18 protein-coding genes and 3 tRNA genes are annotated in these 18,639 nt (G+C 74.1%); 11 read left to right on the forward strand and 10 right to left on the reverse strand.

From position 1 onward, the window contains the following. Nucleotides 1–4: 4 nt before the first annotated feature. Both E1291_RS12435 and E1291_RS12440 read left to right on the forward strand, forming a co-directional pair. A complete protein-coding gene (locus tag E1291_RS12435) occupies nt 5–889 on the forward strand; it encodes an alpha/beta hydrolase family protein (protein WP_131737924.1) in 885 nt (294 codons plus the stop codon). Next, nucleotides 886–2,049, forward strand: a complete 1,164-nt coding sequence (locus E1291_RS12440; RefSeq protein ID WP_165495090.1) for a methyltransferase domain-containing protein — start codon at nt 886–888, stop codon at nt 2,047–2,049. The genes E1291_RS12435 and E1291_RS12440 overlap by 4 nt, the downstream gene beginning before the upstream one ends. Nucleotides 2,050–2,242: 193 nt before the next feature. Here E1291_RS12440 and E1291_RS12445 read toward each other — a convergent pair. The 6 genes from E1291_RS12445 to E1291_RS12470 form a co-directional block, all read right to left on the reverse strand. Continuing rightward, a tRNA-Val gene (locus tag E1291_RS12445) sits at nt 2,243–2,317 on the reverse strand. Nucleotides 2,318–2,343: 26 nt separating this feature from the next. Beyond that, nucleotides 2,344–2,414: transfer RNA gene (locus E1291_RS12450), tRNA-Cys, on the reverse strand. Between the two features lie 24 nt (nt 2,415–2,438). Further along, a tRNA-Gly gene (locus E1291_RS12455) sits at nt 2,439–2,511 on the reverse strand. Between the two features lie 40 nt (nt 2,512–2,551). After that, a complete protein-coding gene (locus tag E1291_RS12460; RefSeq protein ID WP_131737926.1) occupies nt 2,552–3,613 on the reverse strand; it encodes a CHAP domain-containing protein in 1,062 nt (353 codons plus the stop codon). Nucleotides 3,614–3,756: 143 nt separating this feature from the next. Further along, on the reverse strand, nt 3,757–4,563 hold the full coding sequence (locus E1291_RS12465) for a universal stress protein (RefSeq protein WP_131737927.1): 807 nt from the start codon (nt 4,561–4,563) through the stop codon (nt 3,757–3,759). 56 nt (nt 4,564–4,619) lie between these two features. Further along, nucleotides 4,620–5,534: a LysR family transcriptional regulator gene (locus E1291_RS12470; RefSeq protein WP_131737928.1), complete on the reverse strand. Its 915-nt coding sequence runs from the start codon at nt 5,532–5,534 to the stop codon at nt 4,620–4,622. Nucleotides 5,535–5,628: 94 nt separating this feature from the next. Between E1291_RS12470 and E1291_RS12475 the strand changes: the two genes are divergently transcribed. Beyond that, nucleotides 5,629–6,834 (forward strand): TDT family transporter, encoded by a 1,206-nt coding sequence (locus E1291_RS12475; protein ID WP_131737929.1) that lies wholly within the window; start codon nt 5,629–5,631, stop codon nt 6,832–6,834. On the opposite strand, the gene E1291_RS12480 is transcribed toward E1291_RS12475, so the two are convergent. Next, nucleotides 6,831–7,739: a DMT family protein gene (locus tag E1291_RS12480; protein WP_131737930.1), complete on the reverse strand. Its 909-nt coding sequence runs from the start codon at nt 7,737–7,739 to the stop codon at nt 6,831–6,833. The genes E1291_RS12475 and E1291_RS12480 overlap by 4 nt on opposite strands. Nucleotides 7,740–7,918: 179 nt before the next feature. Here E1291_RS12480 and E1291_RS12485 point away from each other — a divergent pair, with 179 nt between their 5' ends. Next, nucleotides 7,919–9,700, forward strand: a complete 1,782-nt coding sequence (locus E1291_RS12485; protein ID WP_131737931.1) for an SMI1/KNR4 family protein — start codon at nt 7,919–7,921, stop codon at nt 9,698–9,700. A gap of 49 nt (nt 9,701–9,749) precedes the next feature. Here E1291_RS12485 and E1291_RS12490 read toward each other — a convergent pair whose 3' ends face one another. From E1291_RS12490 to E1291_RS12500, 3 genes are all read right to left on the reverse strand, one after another. Then, nucleotides 9,750–10,274 carry a DinB family protein gene (locus tag E1291_RS12490; RefSeq protein WP_131737932.1) on the reverse strand — a complete coding sequence of 175 codons (525 nt, stop codon included), beginning with the start codon at nt 10,272–10,274 and terminating at the stop codon, nt 9,750–9,752. After that, nucleotides 10,268–10,993, reverse strand: coding sequence for a Tat pathway signal sequence domain protein (locus E1291_RS12495; RefSeq protein WP_131737933.1), 726 nt, complete (start codon nt 10,991–10,993; stop codon nt 10,268–10,270). The genes E1291_RS12490 and E1291_RS12495 overlap by 7 nt, the downstream gene beginning before the upstream one ends. 90 nt (nt 10,994–11,083) lie before the next feature. Beyond that, nucleotides 11,084–11,923, reverse strand: a complete 840-nt coding sequence (locus E1291_RS12500; protein WP_131737934.1) for a maleylpyruvate isomerase family mycothiol-dependent enzyme — start codon at nt 11,921–11,923, stop codon at nt 11,084–11,086. A 62-nt stretch (nt 11,924–11,985) separates the two neighbouring features. On the opposite strand from E1291_RS12500, the gene E1291_RS12505 reads away from it, so the two are divergent. From E1291_RS12505 to E1291_RS12535, 7 genes are all read left to right on the forward strand, one after another. Next, entirely contained in the window at nt 11,986–12,909 is a 924-nt protein-coding gene (locus E1291_RS12505; RefSeq protein WP_207400701.1) for a MerR family transcriptional regulator, read from the forward strand. 102 nt (nt 12,910–13,011) lie between these two features. Further along, complete coding sequence (locus tag E1291_RS12510; protein ID WP_131737936.1) at nt 13,012–14,118, forward strand: LLM class flavin-dependent oxidoreductase; 1,107 nt, start codon at nt 13,012–13,014, stop codon at nt 14,116–14,118. Further along, nucleotides 14,115–14,720, forward strand: coding sequence for a CE1759 family FMN reductase (locus tag E1291_RS12515; protein ID WP_131737937.1), 606 nt, complete (start codon nt 14,115–14,117; stop codon nt 14,718–14,720). Before E1291_RS12510 ends, E1291_RS12515 begins: the two co-directional genes overlap by 4 nt. A gap of 49 nt (nt 14,721–14,769) precedes the next feature. After that, nucleotides 14,770–15,126, forward strand: coding sequence for an ArsR/SmtB family transcription factor (locus E1291_RS12520; protein ID WP_131737938.1), 357 nt, complete (start codon nt 14,770–14,772; stop codon nt 15,124–15,126). After that, a complete protein-coding gene (locus E1291_RS12525) occupies nt 15,123–15,755 on the forward strand; it encodes an SRPBCC family protein (RefSeq protein ID WP_131737939.1) in 633 nt (210 codons plus the stop codon). Before E1291_RS12520 ends, E1291_RS12525 begins: the two co-directional genes overlap by 4 nt. A 10-nt stretch (nt 15,756–15,765) precedes the next feature. After that, nucleotides 15,766–17,772, forward strand: a complete 2,007-nt coding sequence (locus E1291_RS12530; protein WP_131737940.1) for a hypothetical protein — start codon at nt 15,766–15,768, stop codon at nt 17,770–17,772. A gap of 54 nt (nt 17,773–17,826) precedes the next feature. Continuing rightward, nucleotides 17,827–18,639, forward strand: an 813-nt coding sequence (locus E1291_RS12535) for an acylphosphatase (RefSeq protein ID WP_306434459.1), incomplete at its 3' end; no start/stop codon positions are given.

The following is an 18,639-nucleotide window of genomic DNA, read 5'->3' on the forward strand; positions in this document are numbered from 1 at the left end:
CGTAGTGAATGATGACGCCGCTCCGGCGGACCAGCTGGCACTGTCCTTCGCCGACGGAAGCGCGACTGAGCTGACGATCGTACGGGCGGACGACCCGTCGGCCCCGGTGGTGCTGTGCCTGCCGGCCATGGGCGTCCGGTCCAGCTACTACGAGGTGCTCGCCGACGTGCTGGCGGAGTCCGGCTTCCACGCGGTCCTGGCCGACCTGCGCGGTGGAGGCGAGAGCTCGGTCAGAGCCTCCCGGCGCGTCTCGTTCGGCTACGCCGAAATCCTGGAGCTGGAGCTTCCGCACATCGTGGACTCGATCTGCGCGATGTTCGACCGGGAAAAGGTCATCGTGCTCGGGCACAGCCTGGGCGGGCAGATGGGGCTGCTCTTCGCCGCGACCTCCGACCGGGTCAGCCACACCATTGCCGTGGCCAGCGGTTCGGCCTGGTATCGCCCGATGCCGGGAGCGCGCTCCATCAGCCGGTTCCTCGGGCTGCAGCTCATCTTCGCGACGACCGCGCTCTGGGGTCATCTGCCGAAGTGGTTCCCGTTCGCCGGGACGGAGGCCCGCGGAATCGTGATCGACTGGGGATACGAGGCCATGACGGGTCGTTACCGTGTCGCGCGCGGCTCGACGGACTACGAGGCGGCCCTCGCCCAGTCCACGACACCGGCCCTCTTCGTCACGTTCCCGCGGGACTCCTACGTTCCGGAGGGCTGCGCCCAGCATCTGATCGCCAAACTCGGATCGGCCGCCGTCGAGCGCGTGGAGATCCCCCCGGAGCGCTTCGGATTCAAGGAGACGCACCATTTCCGTTGGGTCGTCCGGCCGCAGGCCGTGGTGGACTCCCTGACCCAATGGCTGGCCAAGGAATACCAAGAAGGAAGTCGAGAAGCGTGACTGAGAGCAACGTTCTGCAGAATTTCGGCCTGGACGCGATCGACATGTCAGATGTGTACTCGCCGGAGTACACCGCTCATATCGAGCAGATCCGGCACGAGGCCGCTCTTGTCCTGGCGCGCATCGCGATGAAGCACGTCTTCGCGGACGGCGAAGCCGTTCATGACCCGCAGTTGGCGGCGCCTGAGGGGGTCACGGCGCGTCAGCCGTTCTTCTTTCGCAAGCGCCTGATCGAATACCTTGACGACCGCGGCGAGCTGCACCGTGAGGGGAATCTCTACCGCCCGACGGACGAGCTGGTCCAGCGTGCGTCGGCACGGGAAGAGGACTACTTCGGTACCGCCGCCCAGAGCCCGACGCTGCGTGCGCTCAAGAGCATCGAGAGCATCGCGGGCGGCATCCTGGAAGGCAAGGACGGCCTGGTCCTGCTGGAGGAAAGGCTGGGAGCCGAAGAGACCTGGCGCATCTGGCAGTACCTGATGGTCGACGCCCCGCCGAAGAAGGCGTGCAACAGCCTCGTCGCGCGCACTCTGGACCAGCGGCTGCGCGCCGGTGTGCCGACCGTGGTGTTCGAAGGCGGGGCCGGACTGGGCGCCACTCTCCGCGAGGCCGTTCAGATCGACGGCTTCCGGGAACGCACCCGCAACATCGAGCTCTACGGCTTCACCGACATCAGCCGGCCGCTGATGCAACGGGCCAGGGAGATGCTGCAAGAGAAGGCCCCCGAGATGCTGGGCTCGACGTGCTTCGACCGGATCGACCTCGACCAGCTGGACGACTACGACGACGTTCCGTACCTGCAGGACGCGGCGGCGGACCTTGTGATCTTTGAGAGCGTGCTGCACGACGTTGAGAATCTCCACCAGGTGCTCACCAGCTGCCACCGGATACTCAAGCCGGGAGGCTGGCTCGTGTTCACCGTAGGGAGCAGGCACCGGCCGGGGCTGTTCTTCCCCTGCGAGTTGCTACAGACCACCTTGCACAGCTACCACCGGGCCGAGCTCGACCCGCCGCGGAGGACCAACGTCGGCTATTTGTCTCTGGAGGAGTGGACCGCGTCCCTGCACGACGCCGGGTTCCCGAGTCTCCGGGTCTTCCCCGATGCGCAGCACCGGGAGAAGTGGCCTTACGGGGGCATCGTGGCGAGCCGCCCGGAGTGATGTGATCGACAGCCCGATGCGGCCTTTCGGCGGCATCGGGCTGTGTCGCGCGTTCGAGCAGGAGCGGTGCCTCTGACCGGAGGAGGGCCCCATCGTGGTGGGTGCCCTGGAGGGCGAAAGCAGCGTGCTTCCGGGTGGCCATGCCCATGGACGGCAGTGGGAGTCGGCATCGCTAGCCTGACTTGGGTGCTGGTGGTGGGCGATACTGGGATTGAACCAGTGGCCTCTACCGTGTCAAGGTAGCGCTCTCCCACTGAGCTAATCGCCCTTGCGCGTTCCGGCGCGTGAACCGTGAGGTGGAGACGGGATTCGAACCCGTGTTCACGGCTTTGCAGGCCGTTGCCTCGCCTCTCGGCCACTCCACCAGAGCGAGGCACTGAGCCTCTCAGAGCGGACGACGGGATTCGAACCCGCGACCCTCACCTTGGCAAGGTGATGCTCTACCAACTGAGCCACGTCCGCGTGTCCTCCCGGGGTCCGCCCCGGGGGCACATCAATAACTCTAGCGGAAACCCTGAGTGCTCGCGTAGGTCGCGGCATCGGAGCCGGTGGTCTCGGAGCCCTCCAGTTCGGAGCCCGCCGGCTCGGAGTCCGCCGCCTTGGAGCCGGTGGGCTCGCCGTCGGTGGACTCGGCGTGCAGGGAGTTCCAGAAGGCGAGCTCGCTGTCCTCCTCCAGGTGCGCGATGCGTCCCCAGAACTCGCGGTCCTCGGCGGCGTGGGCGGCGGCGAGGGAGACCGCGGGCATGATCGTGGTCCCGGCGTCGGCGGCGTCGAGGTCGGCGGGGGTGACGTCCGCGGGCAGGGCCGCCGGGGTGGCGGGACGGTGGTGCTTGCCGCGCTTGCGGACGCGGATGGGCGGCGCGGTGGGGGCCTTGGCGGCCGCGGCGCGGCCGGCGGCGAGGGCGACGGTGCCGCACAGGACGAACGCGAGGATGCCGCCGAGGACGGCCTCCTGGGCGGGCACGTGCTCGGGGGCGGCGTGCTCCTGCTCGCGGGCGTGCCCGGTGGCGGGCGCGGCCGCGGTCGTGGCGGGCGCGCCGACCTTGTCGACGGTGGGGGCGGGGGAGGCGTGCCGGGGGGCGTACTTCACCTCGGCCGTCTTGATCTTGCCGGGGTAGCCGAAGCCGACCACGGCGTCCAGGTCGCGGGTCTTGCGGGTCAGCTTGTCGCCGTCGGCGTTGCCCTCGATGGTGTGCAGGGTCTTGCCGTCGACCGACTCGACGAGGCCGACGTGGTCGATCTGGTCGGGGTCGCCGGAGCCGCTCCAGTCGTAGAAGACGAGGGCCCCCGGCTCGGGGGTGGTCCCCCAGGCGTCGTGCTCGCGGAACCACTTCGCGTGCTCGATCGTGGAGGCGAACTGCCCGGCCTGCTCGGTGACGCCCGCCTTCTGGGCGGCCCAGGCCAGGAACATGTCGCACCAGGGGGCCGTCTTGAAGTAGTCGTCGTGGTCGCCGTCGATGTTCGTGGCGTACCAGTCGCCGAACTTGGTGTAGCCATCGCCCTTCTCGGTGTAGCCGAGCTGGGCCTTGGCCACGTCGAGCAGCTTCTTGCCGATGGGGTCCATCAAACTCCCTGCCGCCTGGCTCGTTCGGGCAGGGGGCGCCCGACCGGTCGACCGGAACCACTAGGTCACGTTCCAATCTCGACGGAATTTAGCCGAGGTAAAGAGGAGGCGGCAAGCCGGACCGGAAAAGCGGTCAAAACTGGCTATGAGAAGTAGCCCCGGGGGAGGACGGCGACCGGGCACGGCACGGCCCGCAGGACCTTCAGCGCGACCTCGCCGAGGAACACCCGGTGCGCGGCGGCGTCCTCGCTGGACGCGCAGACGAGGAGCTCGCCGTCGGCCCAGTCCACGTCGGTGAGCGCGCCGGCGACGTCGTCGCCCTCGGCGAGCTCGGCGGTGACCTCCTCGGGGACGAGGTCGGCGGAGTCCTGGGCCAGCCGGAGGGCCAGCGCGAGGTCGTCGCGGAGCCGTTCGGCGGCGACGTCCCCGACGGCGAGGGTGACCAGCCGCAGCGGCACGTCGAGCCGCTCGGCCGCCTGCGCGGCGCGGATCACCGCCTCGTCGCACTGCGGGCGGCGGACGTACATGACGGTGATCCGGTCGAGGTCGCCCGGCGGGACGTACCCGGCGGGGGCGAGCATCACGGCCTCGGTCGCCGAGTGCAGCAGGTGGTCGCCGGCGGCGCCGACGGAGATACGGCCGCGGGCGCCGCCGTCGGGCGAGCCGACGACGATGAGGTCGGCGCCGATCCGGCTGGCCAGCAGGGTGAGCCCGCGGCCGACGCTGCGCCCCTCCTGGACGATCAGGTCGGCGGGCCGGCCGTCCAGGAACGCGGCGGCCTGCTCGAGCAGCGTGCGCGCCTCGCCCTCGGCGGCCGGCATGTCCGGCGGGTGCACGGTGGCCACGCTCAGCCGTCCCCCGGTGAGCCCGGCGATGGCGCGGGCCAGCTCCAGGGCCTCCCGGCCGCCCGCGCCGGGGGCGTATCCGGCCAGGACGTGTTCTCCGATCATGCCCCGGAGCATTCCCCGGAACCGGCGGCCGGACGCGTCCGGCGGGGGGCGCGGGGTCAGTCGAGGGGGCGGCCCTGGCGGGTGAGCCCGAGCAGCTCGCGGGCGGGGCCGGCGGGACGGTGGCCGGCGGGCCACACGGCGCGCAGCGGGCGGGACAGGTCCAGCTCCGGGACGGGGACGGCGATGAGCCGCCCGCCGGCCAGCTCGTCGGTGACGGCGAGGTCGCTGACGACGACGGGGCCGGCGCCGGACACGGCGGCGGCCTTGAGGGCGGTGGTGGAGGCCAGTTGCAGGAGCGGCGCCGCCGTCCCGCCGTGGGCGGCCAGCGCGCGGTCGAGGACCTCGCGGGTGCCCGATCCCTCCTCGCGGAGGACGAGCGGGGTCCCGGCCAGCTCGCCGGCGGTCACCCCCGAGCGCCGCCGCGCCCACGGGTGCGCGGGCGACACGACGACGACCAGCCGGTCGGCGGCGACGACCGTCCCGTGGAGGCCCGCCGGGGTCCGGACGCCCTCCACGAACCCGAGGTCGGCCTCCCCGTCGCGGACCTGCTCGGCGACGGCCGTGGAGTTGGCGGTGCGAAGCGTCACCGCCACGTCCGGGTGGACGCCCTTCAGGGCGACCAGCCAGCCCGGCATCAGGTACTCGGCGACGGTCAGGCTCGCCACGACGCGCAGCCGCCCGTCGCGCCGCTCGCGCAGCGCGGCCAGGCCCGCGTCGAGGGCCTCGGCGGCGTCGAGCACCTGGCGGGCCCACTCGGCGACCAGCGCCCCGGCCTCGGTGGGCCGGGAGCCGCGCGGGGACCGTTCGAGCAGCGCGACCCCGGCCAGCCGCTCCATGGAGCGGACGCGCGCGCTCGCGGCCGGCTGGGTGACCCCGAGCTCGGCGGCGGCGCGCCCGACGCTGCCCAGCCGGACGATCGCGAGCAGCAGTTCAAGGGCGCCGAGCTCGGGCACGCGTCTGGAGACGGACATGTCGCCCATCCTATGTCGGTCATAAGGCCGTCTTATGGGTCCATAGCCAGATGGGCGCTTCCGGAGGCTCCGGGCGGGACGGACACTGGGCGGCATGGGTCTCCTCTCCGTCCCCGGCCGAGGCACCGTCCTGGGCGCCCTCGAACGTCCGGCGGACCTGTTCCGCCACCTCGGGCCCCAGTGGTACGCGGCCGTCATGGGCACCGCGATCGTGGCGAACGGCGCCGACGCGCTCCCGCTGAGCGTCCCGGGGCTGCACTCGTTCGCGCTCGCCGTGTGGGCGCTCTCGCTCGGGATGCTGAGCGCGCTGATGGCGGCCCGCGCCGTCCACGTCTCCCGGCACCGGGACGTGTGGAGCGCGCAACTCCTGGAGAATCCCGCCACGGCCGTCTTCTACGGCTGCCCGCCGATGGCGATGCTCTCGGTCGGGTACGGGACGCTCGAGCTGGGCCCGGAGGTGCTCGGCACGCGGGCGGCGGTCACGCTCGACGCCGTCCTCTGGTCCGCTGGAACGCTCTACGCGCTGCTCGTCGCGTTCGGCGTCCCCTGCCTCATGATCACCCGGTACCGGCTGGAGCCGCACGCTGCGGACCCGACCTGGCTGCTGCCGGTCGTCGCGCCGATGGTCGCCGCGGCGTTCGGCCCGGCCCTCGTCCCGCACCTGCCGCCCGGACAGCCGAGGGAGACACTGCTGTACGGCTGCTACGCCATGTTCGGCGTGAGCCTGCTCGCCACGCTGGTGCTGCTGCCGGGGATCTGGAGCAGGCTGGCCGGCGGCGCGCCGTCGCCGGCCGCGCTCACCCCGACGCTGTTCCTCGTCCTCGGACCGCTCGGCCAGTCGACGACCGCGGTCGTGCGGCTCGCCGCGGTGGCGCGGGAGGCGGCGCCGGAGTACGCCACCGCGATGCGGGCGTTCGCGGTGCTGTACGGCGCGCCGATCATGGGGTTCGCGCTGCTGTGGCTGGCGGTCGCGGCGACGGCGAACATGCGGGCGCTGCGCGGCGGGATGGGCTTCGCGATGACGTGGTGGGGGTTCACCTTCCCGGTCGGCACGTGCGTGACCGGCGCGTCCGGCCTCGAGCGGGTCACCGGGCTCTACGCGCTGACCGGCGTGGCGGTGCTGCTCTACCTGCTGCTGGTCACGGCCTGGGCGGTCGCGGGGTTCCACACCCTGCGCGGGGCGGTGAGCGGCAGGCTGTTCCTGCCGCCGGCGCCGCCCGGGGTGCCCGCTCCGGCTCCCGTCCCCGCCACCGCGCCGTCCCGGCGTGTTCGCGGATCCGCGTCCCGCCGCGGCGCCTAGCTGCGGGACGCCGCGAGTTCCTCGCCGGTCCGCTCGGCCTCGGGGGGTGTCAGGTTGCCGTACCAGGCGACCGCCACGGCCCCCGCCACGGCCAGGACGAACCCGCCGGCCGCCAGCCACGCGTAGCCGGGCCGGGAGGCGTCGCCGAGCCACAGCACCCCGAGGGCGCCGGGGACGACCGTCTCGCCGACGACCAGCGCCGCCGTCGCGCCGTTGATCGAGCCGATCTGCAGCGCGACCGTGTGGAAGTACATGCCGCCGATGCCCGCGAGGGCGATCGCGTAGAGGGCGGGGTCGCCGAGCAGGTCGCCGAGGCCGAACGGGGTGACGCCGTTCAGCATGCGGACGCCGACGCCGACCGCGCCGAACCCGAGCCCCGACAGCAGCCCCGCCGGGATCGCCGCGCGCGGCCCGAGCATCCGGACGGCCAGCAGCCCCGCCCCGACCAGCACCACCGACACCGCGAGCAGGCCCCAGTGCGCGGCCATCGCGACGCGGCCGTCGCCCTCGTGCCCCGCGGCGCCCGCGAGCATGACCAGCGCCACGCACACCACGCCCACCGACACCCACTCGGGCCGCACGAGCCGCACCCCGAGCACCCAGATGCCGAGCACGGCCGTGACCACCAGGTTCGCGCTGATGACCGTCTGGGACAGGAAGAGCGGCAGCAGCCTGGCCGCCAGCGCGCCGAGCGCGAAGCCCACCGCGTCGAGGACCGTGCCGACGATGAACTCCCACGTCACGACGGCCTTGGCCGTGGACGACAGGCTGGGGCCGCCGTATCCGGTGGTCGTGGACCGGGCCGCCTCCCGCTCGGCGGAGCGCCGCGCCCCGAGCGCCTGCAGCACCGACCCCGTCCCGTAGCAGGCGGAGGCCGCCACCGCCGTCACCAGCCCGATGAACACCGCGCCCCCGTCCCCTGCCGCCGTTTCGCCGCCCGCCGGTGAGTCAAGATCCGGCAAAGTCCGATACCGGGTCAGACGCTCGACATGTCCGGATAGTTGCCGCCGCGGAGCCTTCCTACCCCGGGCGGCGCTTTCCGGTTGGCCCGAAACCGGTACCGGCGCCGTCGCGTCCGACGTGTATGAGCGAGTGCGGGACGGACGCGGCACGGCTGACGCGGATGGCGGCGAAGCTGGCCGCGCTGCGGGAGAAGTCCCTGGTGGAGGCCACCGGCCCGGTCCTGCCCGAAGCGCTGGTCGCGGCCTTCGAGGAGGACAACGGGATCCGGCTGCCGGAGGGGTACCGCCTCTTCCTGACGACGGTCGGGAACGGCGGACCGGGGCCCTACAAGGGGTTGGAGGCCCTAGACCCGTACCTGCGCGACCGGCAGCTCACAGGTGCCTTCCCCTATGGCCCGGACGATCTCACGGGTGCGTTCACCATAGAAATGTCTGGCTGGTCGTACTGGAACTACTACCGGGGGACGATCCCGCTCGCCCGCCACAAAAGTGTCGAGTGGGCCTACCACGAGACCGCCGAACCGGTGTCGCTGCTGGTGGTGTCCGGCCCGGCGCGCGGTCGTGTGGTCATGGTCGATGACCGCCGCGAGTACTTCCCGCCCGTCTTCCATCCGGCGCGCGACTTCCTCGCCTGGTACGAGGAGTGGCTGGACGACCGGGCCGTGGGCGCGTCCAGCCGCGCGTCCGACTTCGGCAGACCCGGCTGGTCGGCGGCGACCGTCCGGGACCACCCCGACCCCGAGGAGGCCGTCTGGGCGGCCCGCATGCTCGCCGCGCGCGTCGGCCGCTGGGACTGGCCCGAGGCGACGCCGGAGATGTGCGAAACGCTGGTGGAGGCCGCGACGGGCGCCTCCTCGCCCCGTGCCCGCGCCGCCGCGGCCTGGGCCCTGCACCACGTCCGCCGCGACGCCGGCCCGTTCGCGCTGCCGCTGCTGGAGGCCCCCGACCCGGAGGTCAGACGCGAGGCGATCATGGCCGTCCGGTGGTCGGGGGCCGTGGGGGAGGAGGCCGTGCGCGCGGCGCTCCGGCCCCTCCTGGACGATCCCGACCCCGTGATCCGCGCTGCGGTGGCGCCCGTCCTGACCGGCCGGGACGGGCATGCCGAGGCGGTGCTGCGCGCGCTGCTCCTCGATCCCGACCCGCGCGCCCGCCTCGCGGGGCTCGGCGGGTTCCCGTCCGTGATGTACCGGGCGCCGGAACACCGGCGGGGCCCGCTGACGACGGCCGCTCGGGCGCTGCTGCGCGACCCCGGGGAGGACGTCCGCGCCCGCGCCGTGGTCGCCCTGGACGCCGCCGAGATCCCCTGGGGCCGGGCGATGCTCGCCGCCGCCGCGCTCACCGATCCCGCCGTGACCGTGCGGCGGGAGGCCGCGCGGCGGCTGCTGCGTTACGGCGGGCGGTCCGCGCTGATCTCGCTAGTCCCGGCGCTGCTGGACGACCCGGACTTCCTGATCAGGCACCAGACCTTGGTGCGGCTCGGCCGCGGCTCGTACCGCGACAACAGGATCCCCGCGCGCTACTGGGACTTCGCCGTGCGGCCCGCCGTCCGCGATCCCGATCCGGAGACGGCGAGGGCGGCGCTGGAGGCGCTCGTCCTCGCCGGGCGGCCGCCCGCCGAGGAGGCGTGGGCGACGCTGCTGACGTCCCCGGCCCGGACGACGCGCCGCCGCGCGCTGGCGCTCACCCGCGACATCGAGCCTGACCCCGGCGGCCCCGTGCACGCGATCCTCCACGACACCCTGCGCCACGCCGACCTGGGCCTGCGGGGGGCGGCGGCGCGGAGCCTGCGGGACGTGTGCTCCGGCGCGTGCCGTGCCGACCTTGAGGCCCTCCTCGCGGCCGAGGACGACGAGACGGTCCGCTACCGCCTCAACAAGATCATCGAGCGCCTGTCCGGCGGATAGAGGTGCGCCCCACCGACGGCTCGGCGACTGGTCGGAAACTGCTCGCCGACTATTCGCCGGTGGCGCCGTCCGCCAGCTCGCGCACGACGTCCAGGTGGCCGAGGTGCCGTGCGTACTCCTGAAGGAGGTGGAACAGGATCCAGACCAGCGTCGGCGCCTCGTCCTGGTCGCCGAACCGGCCGCCGGTGGCGGCCCGGTCGTCCAGGCCGGCCTCCGCGACGATCCGCCGGGACCGCGCGCAGACGTCCAGGAAGGCGGCCTTCAGTTCCGCGAACGTCTCGTCCGGGGCGACGTACCAGCGGTCCAGCGGCCCGCGGTCGCCCCACGGCTCGTCCACCGGCTCCGCCGCGAAGCCCCAGCGCAGCCAGCGGATCTCGACATGGGTCAGGTGCTTGAACAGCTCCAGCGGCGTCCATCCGGACGGCAGGACGCTTTCGCGCAGCCGCTCGTCGGGCAGCCCGTCCAGCTTGCGCAGCAGCGCCTCGCGGTAGAAGTCCAGGTAGCCGGTCAGCAGCGCGCGCGGGTCGGTGAGCGAGATCGGTGGTTCGGGCGGGGGCTTCACGGGTGTCACCATGATCGCGACCCTATCCCGGTCGCGCGCAGGTCCCTGACGAGCAGATGGGCGTCACAGAGCCGGGTCGAGTCCCGTAGAGACCGATAGATCCCCCATTTTGGAAGGATTCCGGCGGTCCCGCACCACAGTCCGAGACCGTCCCGCGCGACCTCCACCGCCGCCGTGCCGTCCTCGGCCGCCACCCGCCAGCGGACCCGGCCGAGCGGCGCGGCGGCGAAGCGGACCTCCAGCTCCACGCCGATCCACCGGCTCCGCAGCGGCGCGAGGTCGGTGGCGCCGACGACGACCCCCGCGTGCAGCGCGTTCAGCTCCAGCGCGTCCCGCCCGCCGCGCCGCCGCAGGGACGTCGTCAGCACCGGCCCGCCGCCCGGCCCCGGCGCGAAGAACTGGTGGACGTGGGTGAAGCTCGTCGTCGCCCGCAGTGCCCGCGTCAGGTACCAGGACCAGCCGAAACGCCACGTCTCGCCCTCGGCCGCGCGCAGCTCCCGGCCGCCCGCCCGCATCCCGCGCACCTCCTGGCGCTGCCGGTCCGGGTAGGTGTCGACGTCTCCGGGATAATGGACGTCGAAGCGGTACACCGACCCGAGCGCGCGGATGTGCCGTACCCCCGGGTGCGAGCCCGCGCGGTCGTCCTCGACACCGGCGAACGCGTCCAGCCCGTCCCGCCGGGGATCGGCGCTCCACACGACTCCCGCCTCACCCGCCCCCCGCACCGCCATCCGGCCATTCTTCCGCGACCCGCCGCCAAACCCCGCCGGGCCCCCGCTCCGGCGGCGGATCCCGCGGCCGGGACGTCAGAAGGCGGTGCGTCAGAAGGCGGTGTGGGTGAGCCAGTGGTCCAGGACGGCCCGCTCGCCGGTGACCTTCGCGCCCGCCTTCTCGGGAGAGAGGCGCCGGGAGAGCACCAGCAGCAGTTCGCGGACCGGAGCGCGCACGACCGCGGACGCCCCGCCCGTGTCAGTGCCGCCCGTGTCAGCGCTGCCTCTGTCAGTGCCGCCCGTGGCGCTGTCATCCGTTGTCGAGTCCGTCGCGCGGCTCGCCCTCGGCCCCTCGGGGGTCATCGTGATCAGCCAGCCCGGCACCGTCCGCTCCTCGGGCCGCAGCGCCAGCGTCTCGCCGCCGCCGCGCAGCTCGGCCAGCTCGGGCTTGATCTTCAGCGCGGCCGGCGCCGTCATCAGCTCCAGCCATTCGCCGATCCCGTCCGCCGCGAGGTCCGCCGCGATCTCGAAGGGGAGCCCCGCCGCGAGCGCCGCGTCCGCGTGGTGGACGGACGTGTCGTGCAGCATCCGCCGCAGCCAGAACGCCGCGGGCCGCGGGCCCAGGAACACCATGTTCACGAGCTTCTCCGGGCCCTCGGCGCCGACCGCGTCGGTCAGCTCACGCGCGCCCGCCTCCAGCCAGGCGGGCCACTCGTCCGGCGCGCCCGGCTCAGCGGCTGCGGCGTCGGGCGTCTCCCGCGCGGTGCCGGTCCGCACCATGTCCGCCGCCCAGCGGTGCGCCTCCCCGACGTGCACGACCAGGTCCCGCAGCCGCCACTGCGGGCAGGTCGGGACCGGGCCGGCCGGGTCGCGGCCGGCCACGGCGGCGGCCATCCCGGCGGTGTGCTCGCGCAGCCCCTCGGCGAGGCGCGCCGGTTCCGGAGTGCTCATCTCGCTCGTCCTCTCGTCCGATGTGCCCGTACCGTAGGAGCTCCAGCCGGGTGGAGGTTCAAGTGGACGTGACCGACGGCACACCGGACGCGGCGCTCGGGATCGGTGATCTCGCGGGCCTGACCGGCGTCCCGGTGCGGACGATCCGCTTCTACTGCGACGAGGGGATCCTCGAGCCGGGGCGCAGCGCGGGCGGCCACCGGCGGTTCGACCGGTCGGCCGTCGACCGGCTCCGGCTCGTCCGGCGGCTGCGCGGCCTCGGCCTCGGGCTGCCCGCGATCGCCGCCGTCCTCACCGGCGACCGGTCGCTCGGGGAGGCGGTCGCCGCCCAGCGGGCGGCGCTCGACGTCGAGCTGGCCGCGCTCTCCTGGCGGCGCGCCTCGCTGCGGGCGGTCGAGGACGCGGGCCCGGCGGAGCGGGCCGCGCGGCTGGAGCTGCTCGCCGTGGCCGAGGACGGCGCCGCGGCGCGGGACGCGCTCGCGGCGTTCTGGCGGCGGCTCGTCCTCGTCCCGGCACCGGCCGACCTCGCGCTGACGTTCGTGAGCATGGGCGTCCCGGAGCCGCCCGCCGACCCGACCCCCGAGCAGGTCCTCGCCTACGCCGAGATGGTCGCCCTGGTGGGCGACCGGACGCTGACCCGGCGCCTGCTGGCGCGCGGGCGCGCGAACGTCGAGGAGGTCCGCGAGGAGAAGACCCTGCTGACCGGGCTCGGCGAGGCCATCGTGATGGCCCTGCCTCGGGTGCTCGCGGGGGAGGAGCCGGGCCCCGGGGAACCTCTCGACCGTTTCGTCGAGGCCCACGCCGTGGTCCGGGGCAGGCGCGACACCCCGGGCTTCCGGCGCGCGCTGCTGCCCCGCGTCGTCGCCGACGGCGACCCGCGCCTGCGCCGCTACTGGGACCTGTTCGGCGTGGTCACCGGCGAACGGGTCACGGGCGGCGCCGCGCACATCTGGCTGGTCGACGCGCTGGGACGCTCGGCCGGCTGACCCGGGGCATGCCGGCGCCGCGGCCGGGGAGGACGGAATAGACCCCCGTCCCCCGTGGTTGCGGGTAAGGTAATTGAAACTTCTACTATTTGGGAGGCCGGCATGCAGTTCGGGATCTTCTCGGTCGGCGACGTCACCACGGACCCGACCGACGGCCGCACCCCGTCCGAGGCGGAGCGGATCCGGGCCATGGTCACGATCGCGGAGCACGCCGAGCAGGCCGGGCTGGACGTCTTCGCGACCGGTGAGCACCACAACCCGCCGTTCGTGCCGTCCTCCCCGACGACCATGCTCGGGTACGTCGCGGCGCGCACCGAGCGGCTCGTGCTGTCCACCGCGACCACGCTGATCACCACCAACGACCCGGTGAAGATCGCCGAGGACTTCGCGATGCTCCAGCACCTGGCCGGCGGGCGCGTCGACCTCATGATGGGCCGCGGCAACACCGGGCCGGTCTACCCCTGGTTCGGCAAGGACATCCGCGACGGCATCCCGCTCGCGATCGAGAACTACCACCTGCTGCACCGGCTCTGGCGCGAGGACATCGTCGAATGGGAGGGCAAGTACCGCACGCCGCTCCAGTCGTTCACCTCGACCCCGCGGCCGCTGGACGGCGTGCCCCCGTTCGTCTGGCACGGCTCCATCCGCAGCCCCGAGATCGCCGAGCAGGCCGCCTACTACGGCGACGGGTTCTTCGCCAACAACATCTTCTGGCCGGCTGAGCACTTCCAGCGGCTCATCGGCCTGTACCGGCGCCGCTACGAGCACTACGGCCACGGATCCGCCGACCAGGCGATCGTCGGCCTCGGCGGGCAGGTGTTCATGCGGAAGAACTCGCAGGACGCCGTCCGCGAGTTCCGCCCCTACTTCGACAACGCGCCCGTGTACGGGCACGGCCCGTCGCTGGAGGAGTTCACCGCCGAGACGCCCCTGACCGTCGGCAGCCCCGAGCAGGTGATCGAGAAGACGCTGACCTTCCGCGACAGCTTCGGCGACTACCAGCGCCAGCTGTTCCTGGTCGACCACGCGGGACTGCCGCTGAAGACCGTCCTGGAGCAGATCGACATGCTGGGCGAGGAGGTCGTCCCGGTGCTGCGCCGCGAGTTCGCCGCGCTCCGCCCGGCCCACGTCCCCGACAGCGCGCCCGACCACGCCGCCCTCGTCGCCGCCAAGGCGGCCGCGGCGGCCGGTGAGGAGGTGGCCCGATGAGCGCGATCGCCGTGGTGTCGGCGGGGCTCGGGCGGCCCTCGTCCACCCGCCTGCTCGCCGACCGGCTCGCGGCGGCCGCGGCGGACGCCCTGCGCGCGCGGGGCTCCGCCGTCACCGTCGAGACGGTCGAACTGCGCGACCACGCGCACGCGATGGTCGACGCGGCGCTGACCGGCTTCCCCTCCGGCGCGTTCCGCGCCGCCGTGGAGACCGTCACCGGCGCGGACGGGATCATCGCCGTGACCCCCGTCTTCAACGCCTCCTACAGCGGCCTGTTCAAGACCTTCTTCGACGTCCTGGAGCGCGGCGCGCTGGAGGGCGCGCCGGTGCTGCTCGGCGCGACCGGGGGCACCGCCCGGCACTCGCTCGCGGTCGACTACGCGATGCGGCCGCTGATGGCCTACCTGCGCGCCGCCGCCGTCCCGACCGCCGTCTACGCGGCGTCGGAGGACTGGGGGAGCGCCGACGGCGACCTCGCCGACCGGATCGCCCGCGCGGGCGGGGAGCTGGCGGCGATGGTCGAGGGCCGCCCGGCCGCCGCGCGCGAGGACGGGTTCGAGAACCCGGTTCCCTTCGAGAACCTCCTGGCCGCCGGGCGCTGACCACTATTTCAGACTCGACTTATATAAGCCGAGCCTGTAGCTTACCGCCGTGCACGCCTTCGATGTCCTGGGCGACCCCGTCCGGCGCCGGATCCTGGAACTGCTCGCCGACGGCGAGCGGTCCTCCGGAGCCCTGTCGGCCGTCGTCCAGGAGGAGTTCGGGATCTCGCAGCCGGCCGTGTCGCAGCACCTGCGGGTTCTCCGGGACGCCGGGTTCGCGGCGGTCCGGGCCGAGGGGACGCGCCGGCTGTACTCGGTCGACCTCGCGCCGCTGCGCGAGGTCGACGCCTGGCTCGCCCCGTTCCGCCGGTTCTGGGAGCCGCGCCTGGACGCTCTCGCCACCGAACTGGCCCGGGGGCGGCGCGCACGACGCCGTGATCAGCGCGAACCAGGGAGCGGACCATGACCGAAGTGACCGGGGAGATCAACGCCGTGCGCCGCCGGGTCGGCGAGCGGGTCCTCGAGGCGGGCGCCGCCCGGACGGTCACCATCGCCAGGACGTATGACGCCCCCGTTGAGGACGTGTGGGACGCCTGTACCGACCCCGAGCGGATCCCGCGCTGGTTCCTGCCGATCTCCGGGGACCTGCGGCCCGGGGGCCGCTACCAGCTCGAGGGCAACGCGGGCGGCACGATCCAGCGCTGCGACCCGCCCCGCGCGCTGGACGCGACCTGGGAGTTCGCCGGCCAGGTGAGCTGGATCGAGCTGCGCCTGACCGCCGAGCCCGGCGGCCGGACCCGCTTCGCGCTGGAGCACGTCGCGCACGCCGATGATCACTGGGACGAGTTCGGTCCCGGCGCGGTCGGCATCGGCTGGGAACTGGGCATGCTCGCCTTGTCCCAGTACCTTCCGGCGGGACGGCTCGGCAGGCCGCGGATCGGGCCGGAATGGCCCGCGTCGGACGAGGGCCGGGCGTTCATCGCGCTCAGCGGCGAGCGCTGGCGCGCCGCCCACGCTGCCGCCGGCGTCGCGGAGGACGTGGCGGCCTCCTGCGCCGCCCGGACGATCGCCGCCTACACCGGAACCGTGGAATGATCTCCGTTCCGTGATCTCCTTCCCCGGTCTGGACGAGATCGACTGGTCCGCCCTCCGGCACCTCTACGGTTCCGCCGAGGACGTCCCCGGGCTGCTGCGGGCCGTCGCCGCCGAGGACGAGCCCGCCGGGGCCGTGGTGCCGCTGCAGAACGTGCTCTACCACCAGGGCGGAGTCGTGTGCTCCGCCGCGACGGCCGCCCTGCCTTACCTGGTCGGGCTGGCGGAGGCGCCGGACGTCGCCGACCGTCCGGGCGTTCTGGAGATCATCATGCTGCTCGCGGGCGAGGCGAACCGGCTGCCGCGGATCGACGCGGGCTGGCCGGACGCCTGGGCCGCCGCCCTGCCGCGCCTCACCGGCCTGCTGCGCGACCCCGCCGTCCACGTCCGCCGGGAGTTGACGATCACGCTGGCGGCGGCTGTGGCGGACGGGGACGCCGTCGTCACCGCGCTGCGCGGGCGCTGGGCCGGCGAGGACGACCGCGCCGTGCGGCTCGGGATCGTCCTCGCCGCCGGTGATCTCGCGCGAGGCTGCACGGCGGCGGTGCTGCCGGAGGCGCTCGCCTGGCTGCGCGACCTGCGCGAGGACGAGCACGCGCAGATCAGGATGGCCGCCGACCTGGCGCTGGCGCAGGCCGTCGGCGCCCAGCGGCCCGACCTCGGAATGCTCGTCGACGCGGTGCGCGGCGACATCGCGGCGTGGGAGGACGCCCCCTGGGTGGGCGGCGTGAGCGCCGATCTCGTCGAGTTCCACGGCGCCGGTGCGTCCCACCTGCTCGGCTGGATCGCCGGCCGCCTCCGGGAGGACGTGGTGGCGCGCACCGGGCTGGCCGCCGCGTTCCTGGGCGACCGCGACCCCGACCGGAGGGTCGGAGCGGCGCGGATCGCCGCGGACCTGCTCAGCCGATGGCGCTCACCGGCGGAGCGGCTGCTGCCCGGCCTGGCCGAACTGTCGGACGACCCGTCTCCCGCGGCCCGCGCCCGCGCGACCCATCTGCTCGCCGCCCTGGAAGAGGGGCCTCTCGACGATCCCGTGTCCGGGCGTTCGCGGGCCGACCTGCTGGCGGCCCGGCTGGACGATCGCGCGAGACTCTTCCACGAGGACGACGCGCGGATCTCCGACATCGCCGCCTGGGGGCTCGCCCGGCGGGGTGACCCCCGCTGCCTGCCCCGCCTCGTCGAGCGGCTCGGAGGCAGGATCGACCTGATCGACATCTCGTCCGGCAGATCCGCTCCGTTCACGCCGGCGCCGCCGCCGTTGCGCCACGTGCTCGCCCCTCTCGCCGCGCACGCGGACGTGCTGCTCCCGGCCGTCCGCGCACGGCTCGCCGACCCGGACGACTCCCGGGGCCTGGTGGAGGCGCTGGAGGAGTGGGGGCCCGCCGCGGCGCCCGCCGTCCCCGAACTCGTTCACCTGCTCGGCACCGCGCTCGCCGGACACGCCGCGCGGGCGATCGCCGCGATCGGCCCCGCCGCCGGGGACGCGGTGCCCGCGTTGCTACGACCCGCCGGACCCTTGGCCGAGGGGACGTCGCGGCGACCGAACCTCGTCCGGCGGTGGGCCGTCTGGAAGGTCACCGGCGACCACGCTGCGCTCCTCGCCGCCCTGGACGGGGCCTTCGAGCGCGGCGACACCTCCGGACCGCTCGAACTCGTCGCCGACCTCGGGCCGCTCGCCGCCCACCATGCCCCGCGCATGCGAACGCTGATGGATTCCCAATCCCCCTGGACGCGGGTCAAGGCCGCTTACGCCTACTACCGCCTCAGTGGGGACGGCGACGTCGCATCCCAACAGCTCTGGCCGGAGGTCCACGAACTGGCCCGAGGAACCTGCCGCCCGGTCGGCTGGGCGGCACTGCGCCACCTGACCCGGATCGGGTCCGCGTCGTCCAACCGCCCCTGGGTGCTGCGGGAGCTCCTCGATTCCGACGTCCGGCACCGCACCGGCAACGGATGGCGGGCGTTCACCGACGACCAGGAGCTTCGCGATCTGGCGGAACGACTGCTCGGCGGCGCGTAGGAGCCGCTGCCATGGCCGGGACACGCCCCGGGCGGCGGTCCTGGCCTCGGCGCCGTGACCGGGGAGAATGGGATCATGGACGTCCGGGTCGGCGTCCGGGTCGAGGGCGTCGTGCAGGGGGTCGGTTTCCGGCCGTTCGTGCACGGCCTCGCGACCGGCCTCGGGCTGTCCGGGCTGGTCGGCAACGACGCGGGCGGCGTGTTCATCGAGGTCGAGGGCGCCCCCGACAGGGTCGGGCGGTTCCTGGACGGGCTGCGCGCGCACCCGCCCCGGCTCGCCGTCGTCGAGCGGGTCACCACCCGCGAGCTGGCCGCCGAGGGTCCCGCCGGAGGACGCGGCGGATTCGCCATCGTGAGCAGCGTCGCGGACGCTCTCGCAGGCGGCGGCGGGGCCGGAGGCCACCGGAACGGTGGAGGCCCGAACGGGGACGGCTCGAACGGCGGCGGCGCGAGCGGCGAGGGCGCCGTGGCGGGACCTCGGCGCGCACTCGTGTCCGCGGACTCGGCGACCTGCGACGACTGCCTGCGCGAGCTGCGGGACCCGTCCGACCGGCGTTACGGGTACGCCTTCATCAACTGCACCGCCTGCGGGCCGCGCTTCACCATCGTCACCGGCGTCCCCTACGACCGGCCCAACACCACGATGGCGGGGTTCGCGATGTGCGAGCGATGCGCCGCCGAGTACGCCGACCCCTCCGACCGCAGGTTCCACGCCCAGCCCGTGTGCTGCCCCGCCTGCGGGCCGTCGCTCGCGCTGCGCCCGGCCGCCGGCGACCCCCTGCCGGCGGCGCGGGCGATGCTCGCCGACGGCGCGATCGTCGCGGTCAAGGGCCTCGGCGGCTACCACCTCGCCGCGCGCGCCGCGGAC

Source organism: Actinomadura roseirufa, assembly GCF_900659635.1.
GTDB lineage: Bacteria > Actinomycetota > Actinomycetes > Streptosporangiales > Streptosporangiaceae > Spirillospora > Spirillospora roseirufa.